The following is a 16338-nucleotide window of genomic DNA, read 5'->3' as shown; positions in this document are numbered from 1 at the left end:
TATCTCCCGTTCTTAGGCGTGCAGCGGGTTGATCTTGTCGGTGTTGATACCGTACTTCTTGATCGCTTCGGCCACAGTCGTCGCGTTGATCTTGCCTTCATCAGCCAGGCCGCGCAGTGCAGCGATGACGATGTAGTGACGGTTGATTTCGAAGTGCTCGCGCAGCTTCGAACGGAAGTCGGAACGACCGAAACCATCGGTACCCAGCACCTTGTAGGTGCGGCCCTTGGGCATGTAAGGACGGATCTGCTCGGCGTAAGCCTTCATGTAGTCGGTCGAAGCAACGACTGGACCGGGGTGAGCCGCCAGTTGCTGTGCCACGAATGGAACCTTGGCGGCTTCCAGTGGGTGCAACATGTTGAAGCGATCGACGTCCTGACCTTCGCGGGTCAGTTCGTTGAAGGATGGGCAGCTCCAGACGTCGGCCGCAACGCCCCAGTCCTTTTCCAGCAGTTCTTGTGCGAAGAACGATTCGCGCAGGATGGTGCCGGAGCCCAGCAGTTGAACGCGCAGACCGCTGTCAGGCACCTTCTGGCCAGGCTTGACCATGTACATGCCCTTGAGGATCTGCTCTTCCGTGCCGGCTTCGAGGCCAGGCATGGGATAGTTTTCGTTCAGCAGGGTGATGTAGTAGAAGATGTTTTCCTGGTTCTGCACCATGCGGCGCAGACCGTCTTGCATGATCACGGCCACTTCGTGAGCGAAGGTGGGGTCGTAAGTCACGCAGTTAGGAATGGTGTTGGCCAGAATGTGGCTGTGACCATCTTCGTGCTGCAGGCCTTCGCCGTTCAGTGTGGTACGGCCCGATGTGCCGCCCAGCAGGAAGCCGCGCGCTTGCAGGTCGCCCGCTGCCCAGGCCAGATCGCCAATGCGCTGGAAGCCGAACATCGAGTAGTACACATAGAACGGGATCATGACCCGGTTGCTATGGCTGTAGCTGGTGGCCGCAGCGATCCAGCTGGACATGCCGCCGGCTTCGTTGATGCCTTCTTGCAGAATCTGACCAGCCTTGTCCTCGCGGTAGTACATGACCTGGTCCTTGTCGACCGGGGTGTACTGCTGACCAGCGGGGTTGTAGATACCGATCTGACGGAACAGGCCTTCCATACCAAAGGTACGGGCTTCGTCCACCAGGATTGGCACCACGCGGGGGCCGATGTTCTTGTCGCGCAGCAGCTGCGTCAGGAAACGCACATAAGCCTGGGTCGTGGAGATTTCACGGCCTTCGGGTGTGGGTTCCAGAATCGCCTTGAAGGTGTCCAGCGCAGGAGCGGTGAACTTCTCGTCGGCTTCCTGACGGCGGTGTGGCAGGTAGCCACCCAGAGCCTTGCGGCGCTCGTGCAGGTACTTCATTTCCGGCGTGTCGTCGGCCGGCTTGTAGAAGGGGATATCCGCGATCTGGCTGTCGGGGATTGGGATGTTGAAACGGTCGCGGAAGGCCTTGATATCCTCGTCGCTCAGCTTCTTGGTCTGGTGAACGTTGTTCTTGCCTTCGCCAATCTTGCCCATGCCAAAGCCCTTGACGGTCTTGACCAGCAGCACGGTAGGCTGACCTTGTGCAGTGTTGGCTTCCTTGAAAGCAGCGTAGACCTTCTGCGAATCGTGACCACCACGGCGCAGGTTCCAGATTTCGTCGTCGGACATATGCTCGACCATCTTCAGAGCGCGAGGATCGCGGCCAAAGAAATGCTGGCGAACGTAAGCACCATCGTTGGCCTTCATGGCCTGATAGTCACCGTCGTTGCACTCCATCATGATCTTCTTGAGCACGCCGTCCTTGTCCTTGGCCAGCAGCTCGTCCCAGCCCTTGCCCCAGATCAGCTTGATCACGTTCCAGCCGGAACCGCGGAATTCACCTTCCAGCTCCTGAATGATCTTGCCGTTGCCGCGCACAGGGCCATCCAGGCGCTGCAGGTTGCAGTTGATCACGAAGACCAGGTTGTCCAGCTTTTCACGAGCGGCCAGGCCGATCGCACCCAGGGATTCCACTTCGTCCATTTCACCGTCGCCGCAGAACACCCAGACCTTGCGGTTTTCAGTGTTGGCAATGCCGCGTGCGTGCAGGTACTTCAGGAAGCGCGCCTGGTAGATGGCCATCAGTGGGCCCAGGCCCATGGACACCGTGGGGAACTGCCAGAAGTCGGGCATCAGCTTGGGGTGGGGGTAGCTCGACAGACCCTTACCGTCCACTTCCTGGCGGAAGTTCAGCAACTGCTCTTCGGAGATGCGGCCTTCCAGGTAGGCGCGGGCATAAATGCCGGGCGACACGTGGCCCTGGATGTACAGACAGTCGCCACCGTGGTTTTCGTTCTCGGCGTGCCAGAAGTGGTTGAAGCCGGCCGCAAACATATTGGCCAGCGAAGCAAAGGAGCCGATGTGACCACCCAGGTCACCACCGTCAGCGGGGTGCAGGCGGTTGGCCTTGACCACCATGGCCATGGCGTTCCAGCGCATGTAGGCGCGCAGGCGGCCTTCGATCTCGAGGTTGCCAGGGCACTTGGCTTCCTGGTCGACTTCGATGGTGTTCACGTAGCCTGTGTTCGCCGAGAAAGGCATGTCCACGCTGTTCTGACGAGCGTGTTCAAGCAAATCTTCGATCAGCTTGTGAGCGTAGTCTGCACCTTCGCGGTCGATCACCGCAGAGAGGGCATCCATCCACTCGCGCGATTCTTGTTGGTCCAGGCCGGCGGGCAAGCCAGCGCCTTTGGGATCAGTCTGAGCTGTCATTGTGAGTGTCTCCTTCGAGAGGGGGTAGCTTTTGTCACCGAATCAGTGAGTGCGGCATCACGCGGGTGTAGTTGGCACCACACCGCATAACGCGTGGCACAGCACCTTCGGGTGCTCCCCGGATTAAACCGATTCACTGTGTCGATCGCCGCAGAGTTTCGCACATTTTTTTTAAATTTCAAATCGTGCTTTGTGATTTCACTATATAAAAAAATGTTGCAAATGCACATACAGGGAAGGCCTAGGAAATTGTCTTTTCAGCGACAGGAATACTCGCAAAACCCACTGGGTCTCTCCCCTACACTGGCAGCATGCAAACAAGCAATCAAGAGCTAGAAAAAAAGGACGCAAAGAGCGCGCAATCCATTGCTGCCCCTGTTCGCTGGTGGCGCAGCTGGTGGCGCAGCCTGTCGCCCACCCGGCAAGATCGCTACGCGGCTCTGGCGCCGCTGGCATCGGTGCTGATGTTCATGGCTGCAATCATTGCCTCGTTCTGGTACTTGCGCACGGAAGAGGTGGACCGCGAACACGAAGCGCTGCGCCGCGACGTGGAATATGCCCAGCAACGCGTGCGCCTGCGCCTGCTTGAGCGCCAGGAGCAGCTGATGCGCATGGCCCGCGACATCGGCACCCGCGATGTACGCAAGGCAGATTTTGATGGCCGCAGCGAAGCGCTGATCAGCCAGTTCCCCGAGCTGCAGTCCATCACCTGGATCAACGACAAGCGCCAGATACTGCACAGCCAGTCCGCCCCCACGGTCAGCACTGACCAGCTGCGCGTGGTTGGCGAAACCTTGCATCCTGGCCAGACCCTGCAAGCCTACGAACAGGCGCGCGAGATGCTGCAGCCCATTTATGTGCAGGAAAAGGTGCAGCCCAATGAATTGCCGCCGCTGCTGCAGCTGCATGTGCCCATTAGCAATAACAGCCGCTATCAGGGGGAGCTGCTGGCCGAGTTTTCGGTGGATAGCCTGCTGCGCTACGGCACACCCACCGAAGTGCTGGCCCGCTATGCCATCACCATGCTGGATGGCGACAGACATGTGCTGGCCGGCACGCCACTATCGCCGCGCAAGACGCCTACGGAGCTGCTGCACTGGCGCGCCCTGGCCAATGAATACGAAGTTCCCGTCTCCCCCGTCGGCAACTCCTTGATGATGCGTGCGCAGGCCTATCAAACCTCGCTGGGCGTGGTCGGCAGCGGCCTGTTCTGGCTGGTGGGCACGCTTTCGACCATGACGGCGTGGCTGCTGTTGGCCACCTGGCGCCACACCCGTCGCCGCCAGCGCGCGCAAGAGGCCTTGGTGGCCGAGACCAACTTCCGCCGCGCCATGGAAAACTCGGTACTGACCGGCATGCGTGCACTGGACCTGCAAGGCCGCATCACCTATGTGAATGCCGCGTTCTGCCAGATGACGGGCTGGACAGAGAAAGACCTGGTCGGCCAGGTCCCGCCCTACTCTTACTGGCCTGATAACGACTACGACAATCTGCACTCGCAGTTGCGCGAAGAACTGTCGGGCAAAACCATCGTGGGCGGCTTTCAGGTGCGCGTCAAACGCAAGAACGGCAGCCTGTTTGATGCGCGCCTGTATGTCTCCCCCCTGATTGATGCGCACGGCCAGCACACGGGCTGGATGTCGTCCATGACGGACATTACCGAGCCCAACCGCATCCGCGAACAGCTTTCCGCATCGTATGAGCGTTTTACCATTGTGTTGGAAGCGCTGGATGCTTCTGTTTCTGTAGCACCCCTGGGCAGTGCCGAGCTACTTTTTGCCAACAAGCTCTATCGCCAGTGGTTTGGTTCGCACACCGAAGGTCATCTGCAACTGGTGGCACAGGCCGGCAAACTGCCGCTTCGCCAACAACCTGCAGCCGAAAACGAAGATGGGCTGATGGGCCTGCCCACAGGCACCCTCACAGAAACGCGCAGCGAAAACGCCGAGATTTTTGTGCCCAGCCTGGGCAAATGGCTGGAAGTGCGCTCGCGCTACCTGAGCTGGGTGGACGGCCGCCTGGCCCAGATGGTGATTGCCACCGACATCACCCAGCGCCGCAACGCCGAAGATCAAGCCGCCCAGCAGGCCGAAAAAGCCCAGACCGCCAGTCGGCTCATCACCATGGGCGAGATGGCCTCCAGCGTGGCACACGAGCTGAACCAGCCGCTGACCGCCATCAGCAACTACAGCTCCGGCATGCTGACCCGCCTTGAAAACGGCACGCTGACGCCCGATCAAATGCGGTTTGCGCTCGAGAAAACCTCTCACCAGGCGCAGCGCGCCGGGCAGATCATTCAGCGCATTCGCTCCTTTGTGAAAAAGAGCGAACCCAACCGCATGCTGGCAGATGTCTCGCAGATGATCAGCGAAGCGCTGGAGCTGGCTGGCATTGAGCTGCGCCGCCGCAATGTGCAGCTCACCTCCCATATCGCCGAGCGCATGCCGCCCCTGATGGTGGATGCCATCCTGATCGAGCAGGTTCTCATCAATTTGATGAAAAACAGTGCTGAGTCTATTGATATGTCTGACCGCCCGCTGGGTCAGCGCAATGTGGAACTGCGTGTTCGCCCCCAGCTTTTTGAGAACCATCAGGGCGTTGAATTCACTGTGGAAGACACAGGCAAGGGCCTGCCGCCCGAAGTGCTTGAACACTTGTTTGAAGCCTTCTTCTCCACCAAGAGCGAAGGCATGGGCATTGGCCTGAATCTGTGCCGCTCGATTGTCGAGTCCCATCACGGCCGAATGCGCGCAGAGAACCTCTACAATGGTTCTGAGGTCACTGGTTGCCGGTTTTCTTTCTGGTTACCACTGGCAACGGGGGTGGAGACGACAACACTCACCACGACAAGCGAACCCATAAAGAGGACCATTGCATGAGTTTGATACCCAAAAAAGGCACTGTTTACGTAGTTGACGATGACGAAGCGGTTCGTGATTCCCTGCAGTGGCTGCTGGAAGGCAAGGATTACCGTGTGCGTTGCTTTGACTCCGCCGAGACCTTTTTGTCGCGCTATGACCCGCGCGAAGTTGCCTGCTTGATCGTGGACATCCGCATGGGTGGCATGAGCGGTCTGGAGCTGCAAGATCGCCTGATTGAGCGCAAGTCCCCCCTGCCTATCGTCTTCATCACCGGTCACGGCGATGTGCCCATGGCCGTGGACACCATGAAAAAGGGCGCACTGGACTTTATCCAGAAGCCTTTCAACGAAGAAGAGCTGCTGGGTCTGGTCGAGCGCATGCTCAACCACGCCCGTGAAGCCTTTACAGGCCATCAGCAAGCCGCCAGCCGCGACGCGCTGCTGGCCAAGCTCACCGGCCGTGAAGCGCAGGTGCTGGAGCGCATCGTCGCCGGCCGCCTGAACAAGCAGATCGCCGATGATCTGGGCATCTCCATCAAGACCGTTGAAGCGCACCGCGCCAACATCATGGAAAAGCTCAACGCCAACACCGTGGCCGATCTGCTCAAGATCGCCCTGGGTCAAGGCCAGACCAGCGCCGCCGCCAAGGCTGCAGCTGCCGCAGCGGCCGCTGTGAATTAAGTGCTACCCGCGAAATTGGAGGCCACTCCAATCGCGAGATAATCCAAGGAGCACTGGCCAGGCCCAACCGCTTTAGCCAACTCCTATTCTGATAGCTGCTAGTGCTTGTAAATCAAGGGCTAGCAGCATTTTTTATTGGTAATCTAGCAATGACAGCCCAAATCATCGACGGCAAGCTTCTCTCCGAACAACTGCGCAAGGAAGTCGCCACCCGCGCGGCCGCACTCAAGACCAAGGGCAGCACGCCCGGTCTGGCAGTGATTCTGTTGGGCGACAACCAGGCCTCTCAGGTCTATGTGCGCAACAAGGTCAAGGCCTGCGAAGACGTGGGCTTTCATTCCGTGCTGGAAAAGTACGATGCATCCATGACCGAAGCCGAGCTGCTGGCCCGCGTGGAAGCGCTGAATAACGACCCCAGCATTCACGGCATTCTGGTGCAGCTGCCCTTGCCCAAGCACATCGACGATCACAAGGTCATCGAAACCATCTCCCCCGCCAAGGATGTGGACGGTTTCCACGTGGCCAGCGCCGGCGCGTTGATGGTAGGCGAAGTCGGCTTCAAGGCCTGCACCCCCTACGGCTGCATGAAGATGCTGGAATCCATCGGCATGAAGGACCTGCGCGGCAAGCACGCTGTGGTCATTGGCCGCTCCAACATCGTGGGCAAGCCCATGGCCATGATGCTGCTGGCCGCCAACGCCACCGTCACCATCACCCACAGCGGCACTGCTGATCTGGCCGCTATGACCCGCCAGGCCGACGTCATCGTGGCCGCCGTCGGCAAGGTGGACGTGCTGACCGCCAACATGGTCAAGCCCGGCGCCGTGGTGATCGATGTGGGCATGAACCGCAATGCCGAAGGCAAGCTCTGCGGCGACGTGGACTTCAATGGTGTCAAGGAAGTTGCCGGCTATATCACCCCCGTCCCCGGTGGTGTTGGCCCCATGACGATTACCATGTTGCTGGTCAACACCATGGAGTCTGCGGAACGCGCTGCGCGCTGACACCCACTGAGCGGCTTTGCCACCTCTCTGTCGCTTCGCGGGAGGGGAGGACAACTCGGTGCGGGGGCAGCCCTTCTTCGTTGTCTCTGGCTGAAAGCCAGCGGAGCGCGCTACTGACCGCAGGCTGACGCTATCACTGCCATAGCAAATATTGCCATGGCAGCGCTTGATTTTCCCGACCTTGCCGGCACCTAATACAGCATGAGCAATCCACTTCTCGAATCCTCCTCCCTGCCCTTGTTTGACCGCATTCAACCTGCGGATGTGACGCCCGCCATCGACACCTTGCTGGCACGCGCCAGCGAGGCTCTGGAGAGCGTTGTCGCACCGGATTTCCCGGCACAGTGGGAAGCCATCTCGGCCGTGCTGGATGTAGCGACCGAGAAGCTGGGCACGGCCTGGTCTGCCGTGAACCACCTCAACAGCGTGGCCGATACCCCCGAGCTGCGCGCCGCCTACAACGAGGCCCTGCCCAAGGTCACAGAGTTCTGGACCAATCTGGGTGCCGACGAACGCCTGTACGCCAAGTACAAAGCCATTGACGCCAACAACCTGAACAAAGAGCAGCGCGCGGCCTGGGATCACGCCATGCGCGGCTTTGTGCTTTCAGGCGCGGAGTTGCAAGGCGCGGACAAGGAGCGCTTCGCAGCCATTCAGGCACGCTCTGCCGAACTGGCGCAAAAATTCAGCGAAAACGCGCTGGATGCGACCGATGCCTTTGCCTACTACGCCGCAGCCGACGAGCTGGACGGCGTGCCTGCCGACGTGATTGCAGCCGCCAAGGCCGCCGCTGAAGCGGATGGCAAAGAGGGCTACAAGCTCACGCTGAAGATGCCAAGCTATCTGCCCGTGATGCAGTTCGCCAAGAGCAGCGCATTGCGCGAGAAGCTCTATCACGCCTATGTGACCCGTGCCTCCGATCAGGCCGAAGGCGATGGCAAGCGCTTCGACAACACAGCCGTCATGCAAGAAATTCTGGCGCTGCGCCTCGAAGAATCGCAGCTGCTGGGCTACCAGAATTTCGGTGAAGTCTCTGTGGTTACCAAGATGGCCGACTCACCCAAGCAAGTCATAGACTTTCTGCGCGACCTGGGCCAGCGCGCCCGCCCCTACGCCGAAAAAGACGTGGCGGACCTGCGTGCCTTTGCCAAAGCCGAGCTGGGCATTACGGATCCTCAGCCCTGGGACTGGGCCTTTATTGGTGAAAAGCTCAAGGAAGCGCGCTATTCCTTCAGCGAGCAGGAACTCAAGCAGTACTTCCCCGCACCCAAGGTGCTGGCGGGCCTGTTCAAGATTGTGGAGACGCTGTTTGAAGTCTCCATTCGACCAGACACCGCCCCTGTGTGGCACCCCTGCGTAGAGTTCTACCGCATCGAACGCAGCACGCCCCAAGGCCCACAACTGGTTGGCCAGTTCTACCTGGACCCACAAGCCCGCAAGGGCAAGCGTGGCGGCGCGTGGATGGACGATGTGCGCACTCGCTGGTTGCGCCCCGACAACCACCAGCTGCAAACGCCTGTGGCCCATCTGGTCTGCAATTTTGCGGCCGGTGTGGATGGCAAGCCCGCCCTGCTCACGCACGACGACGTGATCACCCTCTTCCATGAAACCGGCCACGGCCTGCACCACATGCTCACGCAAGTGAACGAGCGCGATGTCTCCGGTATTGCCGGTGTGGAGTGGGATGCCGTCGAGCTACCCAGCCAGTTCATGGAAAACTTCTGCTGGGAATGGGATGTGCTCAAGCACATGACGGCCCATGTCGATACCGGTGAGGCCCTGCCCCGCACGCTGTACGACAAGATGATTGCGGCCAAGAACTTCCAGTCCGGCATGCAGACCCTGCGCCAGATCGAGTTCTCACTGTTCGACATGCTGCTGCACACCGAGCACAACCCTGCGGACGACTTCATGGCGCTGCTGAACCAAGTTCGCGCTGAAATTGCGGTGCTGCCGTCCCCTGCCTACAACCGCATGGCTAATACCTTCAGCCATATCTTTGCGGGCGGCTACGCTGCGGGCTACTACAGCTACAAATGGGCCGAAGTGCTGAGCGCCGATGCCTACGCGGCGTTTGAAGAAACTGCACTGGCCGATGGCACGCCCAACCCCGAAACCGGCCGCAAATACCGCGAGTCGATTCTGGAAGCCGGCGGCAGCCGCCCTGCCATGGAATCATTCAAAGCCTTCCGCGGCCGCGAGCCACAGATTGATGCGCTGCTGCGCCATCAAGGCATGAGCCAGACCGCCTGAGTCTCAGCGCATTTCAGACGAGCGCCCCGCCGGGGCGCTTTTTTATGCCCGATTCATGGACAATGCTGACAAACACTGACTCAGGCAAGGGATCCGCCACCCAACGCACGCCCTCTTGCGCTGCTTTCGCTGCCGGTCCACGCTATGCTCCGTTTACTGGTGCTTGCGCCGCTCCCACACTCTATTTTTCAGGACTGAAATGTCACGTCCCTTGATTGCATTGCCCTTGCTCAAAAAATTTTCATCGCAAAGTCCAGCACTGCTGCCAGTTTTGTTTCTCACTGCATGCGCCGCAATGGCCAGTAGCGTCAGCCATGCACAAAACCTGTATCGCTCTGTAGGCCCCGATGGCCGAGTCACCTACTCTGATCGCGCCGTCAATAGCAACGCCAAAGCCAGCGCAGAAACCACAGGTAGCGCGGAAAGCAGCGCCCCGGCCAACGCCCAATTGCCCTATGAACTGCGCCAGACCGCCAGTCGCTACCCGGTCATGATCTATACCGGCAAGGACTGCTTGCCTTGCGACGAAGCACGCAGCTTTCTGCAAAGCCGTGGCGTTCCTTATGGTGAACGCACGATTGACACCAGCAGCGATGTCACCGCTCTCAAAAAGCTCAGCGGCCAGGACAGTCTGCCCTTTGCCACCATCGGCAACCAGCACCTCAAAGGCTTTGGCCCTGATAGCTGGACCCAGTACCTGAATGCTGCAGGTTACCCTGCCCAGTCACAACTGCCGAAAACCTATAAAGCTGCCGCAGCCAAACCCTTGACAGTCCCCACCGTTGCTGCCGAGCCGCAAAAAACTGCCGAACGCCCAGCTGTACGCGAACCTGCCGCTGCAGCACCGGGTGTCTCCACGCAGAACAACCCTGCAGGCCTGCGCTTCTGATACACCCAACACTTTCATTTCAATGAAATAAGCCTGCAGCGCTTGTCTATCAAGCGCAAGCAGCTATCCATTTCATATAAAAAAGAGCCTTCCGCATGATGTAGGTGGCTCTTTTTCATGTGCGAAGAAACTTCGCTAAAGCTTAATACTCCAGTGTCTGCACGCCTTGGGCCGTACCCAGCAGACAAACCGCCGCTTTCTGGTGCGCAAACACACCCACGGTGATCACGCCGGGCCACTGATTGACTTCAGACTCGAACGCCAGCGGGTCAGCCACCTTCAAACCGCGCACATCCAGAACGTGCTGGCCGTTATCAGTCACTAGCGCTGCGCCATCTTTCATGCGAATTTGCGCGGTCACGCCTGCGCCCATGGCTTCAAAACGGCGTGCAATCTGCGCAGCAGCCATGGGAATCACTTCTACGGGCAAAGGAAAGTCGCCCAGCACATCGACGCGTTTGGACTCATCGGCAATGCAGACAAAGCGATCAGCCAACGCGGCCACAATCTTCTCGCGCGTCAGCGCAGCGCCGCCGCCCTTGACCATATAGCCCTTGCCGTCGATCTCGTCAGCGCCATCGATATACACGGCCAGACGCGTCACTTCATTGGCATCGAACACGGTGATGCCCAGTGCCTTCAGTCGCTCGGTGCTCGCCACCGAGCTGGAGACCGCGCCAGGAATTTGGTCTTTGATCGTCGCCAGAGCATCGATGAACTTGTTGACCGTGGAGCCTGTGCCCACGCCCACAATTTCACCAGTTACCACATATTTCAGGGCGGCTTGTCCAACCAAAGTTTTCAGTTCATCTTGAGAAAGGGGTGCAGCAGGTGTCGTCATGAGGGAAAATCCAGATAATCCTGCGATTATCTCCATGTCTCTTATTCCTTACTCACTGACCCGTCCACTTCTTTTCGGCATGGACCCCGAAGCCGCTCACGACTTCACCATGAATTTCATGGCCAAGGGTCAGAACACGCTGCTGCAAAAAGCCTGGGCACGCCCTCTGGTTCATGACCCGATTGAGCTGGCCGGACTCAAGTTCCCCAACCGCGTCGGCATGGCCGCCGGCCTGGACAAGAACGCGCGCTGCATCGATGCGCTGGCCGCCATGGGCTTTGGCTTTGTGGAAGTGGGTACGGTCACGCCCCGCCCCCAGCCCGGCAACCCCAAGCCGCGCATGTTCCGCATCCCCGAGAAGAATGCGCTGATCAACCGGCTGGGTTTCAACAACGAAGGCCTGGACGCGTTTCTGGCCAACGTGCGCCGCTCGCAAGTGCGCGCCAACGGCGGCTCCATGCTGCTGGGCTTGAATATCGGCAAGAACGCCACCACACCGATTGAAGAAGCCACCAGCGACTACATCAAGGCGCTGGATGGCGTCTATCCCCACGCAGACTACGTGACGGTGAACATCAGCTCGCCCAACACCAAGAACCTGCGCGCGCTGCAAAGCGATGACGCGCTGGATGCCTTGCTGGGCGCCATTGCCAACCGCCGCGAGCAACTCTCCAGCCAGCACGGCAAGCGCACGCCAGTGTTCGTCAAAATCGCCCCTGATCTGGATGAAGAGCAGGTCGGCGTCATTGCCGCCACGCTGCAGCGCCACAACATGGATGGCGTCATTGCCACCAACACCACCATTAGCCGCGAAGCCGTCAAAGGTCTGCAGCATGCGGAAGAGGCTGGCGGCCTGTCTGGCGCACCCGTGCTGGAAGCCAGCAACCAGATCATTCGCCAGCTGCGCTCTGCCCTGGGCAGCCGCTACCCCATCATCGGCGTGGGCGGCATCTTGAGCGGCGCAGATGCCGTGAGCAAAATCCGCGCAGGTGCTGACGTGGTGCAGATCTACAGCGGCTTGATCTATCGCGGCCCGGACCTGGTGAAAGAAGCCGCCGAAGCCATTGCGCACATGCCTTGAGCCGGAAGCAGCGGCCTAGACTGCTGCCAAAGCACAAAAAAATAGCCCGCCAAGCATGAGCCTGACGGGCTATTTTGATAGGAGGAAGTGTATCAGCTGCGGCTTCGCTGCTGCAACTTCATCACCCAAGGCAGGGCCACACTGCCCCAGCGAATCAATTTGCGCGGCCCCACCATCATCAACAGTGCACCGGCTGCAGCCGTGGCGATTGGGTGCAGGCGCACAAAGCTCACCAAACGTTCTGGCAGCGAAGCCTCACCGTCAACCTGCGCAGGCTGCGTATGGCGCAAGGCTGCAGCCTGCGCCTTGGCAGAAGCACGGGCCTTGATGCGAGCACGCTGGCGCGAGATACGAGTCAGCACCAGTTTTTGCTCTGGCGATGCGTCATCCCACAGTGCCGCATCCAGCCCCACAGGCTTGACGGGGCTCTCTGCAGGCTTCAGTTCAGGAGAAGGATTCATGGTCAGATCTTCTCCTTCAACGCTTTCCAGTCAGACTTGAGCTCATGCCTGGTCAGTCTGAATGGGCTGGACAGCTGCTTGACTGCAGCCATCAATCGCCACAAACCCAAAGCCCAGATAACGACCCAACCGCCCGCCAGCAGCCATGCCACCAGAGTGCGATGTTCGCCATCCCAGAACTGAACCAGAACAGCCAGCGTCAGGACCATGAGCACAACCACCGTCAAAGCACCGAGAACGATGGCGAGCACAGTCAGCGTCTGGAGACTCTGCTTGTGCTGACGCCATTCCAGATGGGCAAGATCGACGCGATCTTCAGCGGCCATGGCCGCCTCAGTCAGATTCAATCGGCAGCGCTCAACCAGAGAGTCCAGACCCAGCAGCGAAGTCAAATTCACAGGCACTTGAAATCAGCGCCTTTTAACGTCGGCCCAGCATAAAGCCCAGCAGAGCACCTACAGCCAGAGCTGCACCGGCAACACGCCAAGGTTCATCATGCGCATAGCGATCAGCCGTATCGGCGGCTTCGCGGGCCTGGCGAGCGGCGTCCTGGGCTGCACGAACAGCGGAATCGCGCACTGTGTTCATGCTGTCATCGATACGTTGACGCAGTGCACTGATCTCAGGCATTTTGTCCAGTTCACGGGCAGACAGCAGACCTCGCAAATCGCTGACAAGCTTTTCCAGATCGTCTTGAGCATGGGAAACGGCGTCGGAAACAGAGCGTGACATATCGAACCTTTCTATATGACGAATTGGGATATCACATGCACGTATCAGTACACAGATAGCTGACGAGCGAAGAAAAAACCGTCGCTTGCAAACACAGCATGTGACCATCTTACATAAAAGCAACAGCTTCAAAGCATCCCACGCGCGAAGTCTGGTGTCGGACAGTTACGGGCGCAGTTGCTGCACTACAGGGATGCCCCGTACATGCAAGCAGTGATGGGTGTTTTTTGAATCCCTTTTCTGTAAAAGCGATCATGCTGCTTGAGCCAAGGAAAAGACTACCCGTCTGCAGACAGGTTTGAGCGCATGCCTGCGACCCCAGAGGCAAATCGCTGAGTAGCGCCTTCATTCAAACCGCGGGAGGTTATGCCACTCGCAATACAACTGAGGAGATGGAACCAAGGTTGTGCTTTTCCATGAAAGCGGCTGCTTTCGTCCCCTGAACCAGCCATGAGCGCAAATAGCGATCACCTAGTTTCGGAACGGCAGCAAGGCTGGATTGACATCTCCTGGAATTTGCCCACGTGTTAATTCCAGCCAGACAGCAGGCTGCGGCAGCATTTCCACTTTAAAACACATCATTTCTTAACTATTCATTAATTAATCAATTGCATGCTTGAAACCGTTATTGCTTGATTGCGAGCGCTTCCCTCTCAAGAAGTCTTCTTTCACAGCGAGTTTGATACATATCAAGCGCTCAACCGCTCTTCATTCATATAGTCATTAATGCATAAAAAGTATTAACTTAATACTTATTAATGCATAAGCACCAGAGTGTTCTGGTGCTAGTGAGACGATGAAAGGAAGGGCCATGCCACTTCAACCCCAAGAATCTTCCGGCTGCTCCAGCAACGGCACAGGCTGTGCCTGCAACACGAGCGCCACACCCAGCAGCCTGGGTGTAACTGCAAGCGCCGTGACAGCACCCAGCAAGCGTGGTTTTTTGCAGGATTTGATTGCTGTGGCCACCAGCTTTGGCATTGCCAGCACCGCCCGCGCCGCCTTGCCGGGTGATCCCACATTCCAGCCGCCACGCCGCCCCGGCATGGAGGGCAAGCGCTTTGGCATGCTGGTCGATATGCGCAAATGCATTGGCTGCCAGGCTTGCACCGTGAGTTGCTCGGTCGAAAACCAGCCGCCCATCGGCCAATTCCGCACCAGCGTTCTGCAATACGAAGTGGACCAGCCCGGCGAAGTGATGCCTGCCATGGTCAGCCTACCGCGCCTGTGCAACCACTGCGACGAGCCGCCTTGCGTGCCCGTATGCCCCGTGCAAGCCACGTTCCAGCGTACCGACGGCATTGTTCTCGTCGATAACGAGCGCTGCGTGGGCTGCGGCTACTGCGTACAGGCCTGCCCGTACGACGCGCGCTTCATCAACCACGAGACGCAGACCGCCGACAAGTGCACCTTCTGCGAGCACCGGCTTGAAGCCGGTCTGCTGCCCGCCTGTGTGGAAAGCTGTGTGGGCGGAGCACGGGTCATCGGTGACCTCAACGATGCGCACAGCGAGATCAACCAGCGCATCCATGCCCACAAAGCTGACATCAAGGTCCTCAAACCCGGGATGAAGACCAAGCCCCATGTCTTCTACATCGGCCTGCCCGATGAGTTCGTCAACGGTGTCGATGGCCAAGCCACTGTGCGTTTGGTTGCCGACCATCTGTGAAAGGAGTCCTCTCATGCAAATCATTGAACTCCTGACCCCCGCCTATGAAGCCGCTTGGCTGCCCTGGGCCGTGCAGTATTTCTTTCTGGTCGGCATCGCCACGGGTGCGGCTCTGCTCACATCCGTCTGCGTGTTTGGCCCGGCCAACGGATTGCGCCAGCGCCTGCTGCCCACCGCCGTGCTGGTACTGACCATGAGCGCGATTGCCGCGCCCGTGGCCCTGTTGGCCGACTTGCACCAGCCGGCGCGCTTCTGGCATTTCTACGCTCACCTCACACCGTGGTCGTGGATGAGTCTGGGCGCGATTTTGATGCCCACCTTTGTCGGCCTGTGCGTGCTGATGTGCGCGCTGTGGTGGCTGGGCAAGCACAAGCTCATGCGCGCCCTGGTGCCGCTGCTGGTGCTGTCCACGCTCAGCATCGTGCTTTATAGCGGTGCCGAAGTGATGGTGGTGCGCTCGCGCCCTCTATGGAGCACGCTGTGGGTGCCTATCAACCTGGCGCTCAGCGGCTGGCTGGCCACCGTGGGCATGGCATTTGTGCTCTACCGCTTTCTGCCCATCAAGCTGCAGCCTGACTTTGCGGCGCTGCACGGCCTGCGCAACCTCGGTCTGGTGCTGGCCACGGCGTTGGTGGTTTCTGCACTGACTTGGGCTATTTACGGCATGGCTGGCCACAGCCCTTCGTTTGATCTGGCTGTGCGCTTGTTCCAGGAATTCCCGGTCTGGCGCATCTCCATGCTGGGATCTGCCGTGTTTGGTGCCGCTGTGCTGGTGGCGCTGCTGCGCGGCCAGCGCCGCCTGTCTGCCAAGGGCTACACGCTGGTGCTGGGCACCGGGCTGGCCGCATCGGCCTGGGCCTTCCGCTGGGCGCTTTTCATGGGTGTGCAAGGCGTGCCCAAATTCGGCGCGGGGCTTTACCTCTATAGCATGCCGCTGGGCGGCGATGGCCTGCTGGGCATGGTCGGCGTCGCCGGCCTGTGCGTGGCACTGGTCGCCATCGCGACCTGGGCGCTGGAGCTATTCCCCCAGCGCCAGGCCACAGCTTAAAGCAATTATTCGAGCCAAATTGGCCTGTACCGCAAAACAGAAGCGCGGTAGCAGCTATCAAATTAAAAGCATCGCTACCGCACACCAGCCCA

The 16338-nt window shown here is 59.2% G+C and carries 13 protein-coding genes; 8 read left to right on the top strand and 5 right to left on the bottom strand.

Annotated features, from left to right (window positions below):
- Nucleotides 1-12: 12 nt before the first annotated feature.
- Nucleotides 13-2727 carry a pyruvate dehydrogenase (acetyl-transferring), homodimeric type gene (gene aceE, locus HF327_RS04760; RefSeq protein WP_169107148.1) on the bottom strand — a complete coding sequence of 905 codons (2715 nt, stop codon included), beginning with the start codon at nucleotides 2725-2727 and terminating at the stop codon, nucleotides 13-15.
- A 311-nt stretch (nucleotides 2728-3038) separates the two neighbouring features.
- On the opposite strand from aceE, the gene HF327_RS04755 reads away from it, so the two are divergent.
- The 5 genes from HF327_RS04755 to HF327_RS04735 all read left to right on the top strand — a co-directional run bounded on the left by HF327_RS04755 (nucleotide 3039) and on the right by HF327_RS04735 (nucleotide 10414).
- Nucleotides 3039-5606, top strand: coding sequence for a PAS domain-containing sensor histidine kinase (locus HF327_RS04755; protein ID WP_169107147.1), 2568 nt, complete (start codon nucleotides 3039-3041; stop codon nucleotides 5604-5606).
- Entirely contained in the window at nucleotides 5603-6268 is a 666-nt protein-coding gene (locus tag HF327_RS04750; protein WP_169107146.1) for a response regulator transcription factor, read from the top strand. The genes HF327_RS04755 and HF327_RS04750 overlap by 4 nt, the downstream gene beginning before the upstream one ends.
- Nucleotides 6269-6417: 149 nt before the next feature.
- Nucleotides 6418-7272: a bifunctional methylenetetrahydrofolate dehydrogenase/methenyltetrahydrofolate cyclohydrolase FolD gene (folD, locus tag HF327_RS04745; protein ID WP_169107145.1), complete on the top strand. Its 855-nt coding sequence runs from the start codon at nucleotides 6418-6420 to the stop codon at nucleotides 7270-7272.
- A gap of 201 nt (nucleotides 7273-7473) precedes the next feature.
- Nucleotides 7474-9525 (top strand): M3 family metallopeptidase, encoded by a 2052-nt coding sequence (locus HF327_RS04740; RefSeq protein WP_169107144.1) that lies wholly within the window; start codon nucleotides 7474-7476, stop codon nucleotides 9523-9525.
- Between the two features lie 199 nt (nucleotides 9526-9724).
- Complete coding sequence (locus HF327_RS04735; RefSeq protein WP_169107143.1) at nucleotides 9725-10414, top strand: glutaredoxin domain-containing protein; 690 nt, start codon at nucleotides 9725-9727, stop codon at nucleotides 10412-10414.
- Between the two features lie 142 nt (nucleotides 10415-10556).
- Here the strand turns inward: HF327_RS04735 and rpiA are convergent, their stop codons facing one another.
- Complete coding sequence (rpiA, locus tag HF327_RS04730; RefSeq protein ID WP_169107142.1) at nucleotides 10557-11255, bottom strand: ribose-5-phosphate isomerase RpiA; 699 nt, start codon at nucleotides 11253-11255, stop codon at nucleotides 10557-10559.
- Nucleotides 11256-11289: 34 nt separating this feature from the next.
- Here rpiA and HF327_RS04725 point away from each other — a divergent pair, with 34 nt between their 5' ends.
- Nucleotides 11290-12336, top strand: coding sequence for a quinone-dependent dihydroorotate dehydrogenase (locus tag HF327_RS04725; protein ID WP_169107141.1), 1047 nt, complete (start codon nucleotides 11290-11292; stop codon nucleotides 12334-12336).
- Nucleotides 12337-12428: 92 nt separating this feature from the next.
- On the opposite strand, the gene HF327_RS04720 is transcribed toward HF327_RS04725, so the two are convergent.
- From HF327_RS04720 to HF327_RS04710, 3 genes are read right to left on the bottom strand one after another with little or no spacing between them, the layout of a single operon-like run.
- The gene (locus tag HF327_RS04720) at nucleotides 12429-12797 is read right to left on the bottom strand and encodes a hypothetical protein (protein WP_169107140.1); all 369 of its coding nucleotides are present in this window, start codon (nucleotides 12795-12797) and stop codon (nucleotides 12429-12431) included.
- A gap of 2 nt (nucleotides 12798-12799) precedes the next feature.
- Complete coding sequence (locus HF327_RS04715) at nucleotides 12800-13195, bottom strand: phage holin family protein (protein ID WP_169107139.1); 396 nt, start codon at nucleotides 13193-13195, stop codon at nucleotides 12800-12802.
- Between the two features lie 22 nt (nucleotides 13196-13217).
- Nucleotides 13218-13529, bottom strand: coding sequence for a glycine zipper domain-containing protein (locus HF327_RS04710; protein WP_099737002.1), 312 nt, complete (start codon nucleotides 13527-13529; stop codon nucleotides 13218-13220).
- An 811-nt stretch (nucleotides 13530-14340) separates the two neighbouring features.
- Here HF327_RS04710 and dsrO point away from each other — a divergent pair.
- Nucleotides 14341-15198 carry a sulfate reduction electron transfer complex DsrMKJOP subunit DsrO gene (gene dsrO / locus HF327_RS04705; protein ID WP_169107138.1) on the top strand — a complete coding sequence of 286 codons (858 nt, stop codon included), beginning with the start codon at nucleotides 14341-14343 and terminating at the stop codon, nucleotides 15196-15198.
- Nucleotides 15199-15211: 13 nt separating this feature from the next.
- On the top strand, nucleotides 15212-16246 hold the full coding sequence (nrfD, locus tag HF327_RS04700) for an NrfD/PsrC family molybdoenzyme membrane anchor subunit (protein ID WP_169107137.1): 1035 nt from the start codon (nucleotides 15212-15214) through the stop codon (nucleotides 16244-16246).
- Nucleotides 16247-16338 lie beyond the last annotated feature (92 nt).

Source organism: Comamonas suwonensis, from assembly GCF_012844455.2.
In the GTDB taxonomy this organism is placed as follows: Bacteria; Pseudomonadota; Gammaproteobacteria; order Burkholderiales; family Burkholderiaceae_C; genus Comamonas; species Comamonas suwonensis.
The sequence above is the reverse complement of the archived record's forward strand: the minus strand, read 5'-3'. Positions and strand labels throughout refer to the sequence as shown.

What these genes read in the sequence shown, in the direction of transcription:
- HF327_RS04735 (WP_169107143.1), top strand. Translation starts at nt 9,725, where the DNA reads ATGTCACGTCCCTTGATTGCATTGCCCTTGCTCAAAAAATTTTCATCG.
- folD (WP_169107145.1), top strand. Translation starts at nt 6,418, where the DNA reads ATGACAGCCCAAATCATCGACGGCAAGCTTCTCTCCGAACAACTGCGC.
- HF327_RS04740 (WP_169107144.1), top strand. Translation starts at nt 7,474, where the DNA reads ATGAGCAATCCACTTCTCGAATCCTCCTCCCTGCCCTTGTTTGACCGC.
- HF327_RS04710 (WP_099737002.1), bottom strand. Translation starts at nt 13,529, where the DNA reads ATGTCACGCTCTGTTTCCGACGCCGTTTCCCATGCTCAAGACGATCTG.
- dsrO (WP_169107138.1), top strand. Translation starts at nt 14,341, where the DNA reads ATGCCACTTCAACCCCAAGAATCTTCCGGCTGCTCCAGCAACGGCACA.
- HF327_RS04750 (WP_169107146.1), top strand. Translation starts at nt 5,603, where the DNA reads ATGAGTTTGATACCCAAAAAAGGCACTGTTTACGTAGTTGACGATGAC.
- HF327_RS04755 (WP_169107147.1), top strand. Translation starts at nt 3,039, where the DNA reads ATGCAAACAAGCAATCAAGAGCTAGAAAAAAAGGACGCAAAGAGCGCG.
- HF327_RS04725 (WP_169107141.1), top strand. Translation starts at nt 11,290, where the DNA reads ATGTCTCTTATTCCTTACTCACTGACCCGTCCACTTCTTTTCGGCATG.
- rpiA (WP_169107142.1), bottom strand. Translation starts at nt 11,255, where the DNA reads ATGACGACACCTGCTGCACCCCTTTCTCAAGATGAACTGAAAACTTTG.
- aceE (WP_169107148.1), bottom strand. Translation starts at nt 2,727, where the DNA reads ATGACAGCTCAGACTGATCCCAAAGGCGCTGGCTTGCCCGCCGGCCTG.
- HF327_RS04720 (WP_169107140.1), bottom strand. Translation starts at nt 12,797, where the DNA reads ATGAATCCTTCTCCTGAACTGAAGCCTGCAGAGAGCCCCGTCAAGCCT.
- nrfD (WP_169107137.1), top strand. Translation starts at nt 15,212, where the DNA reads ATGCAAATCATTGAACTCCTGACCCCCGCCTATGAAGCCGCTTGGCTG.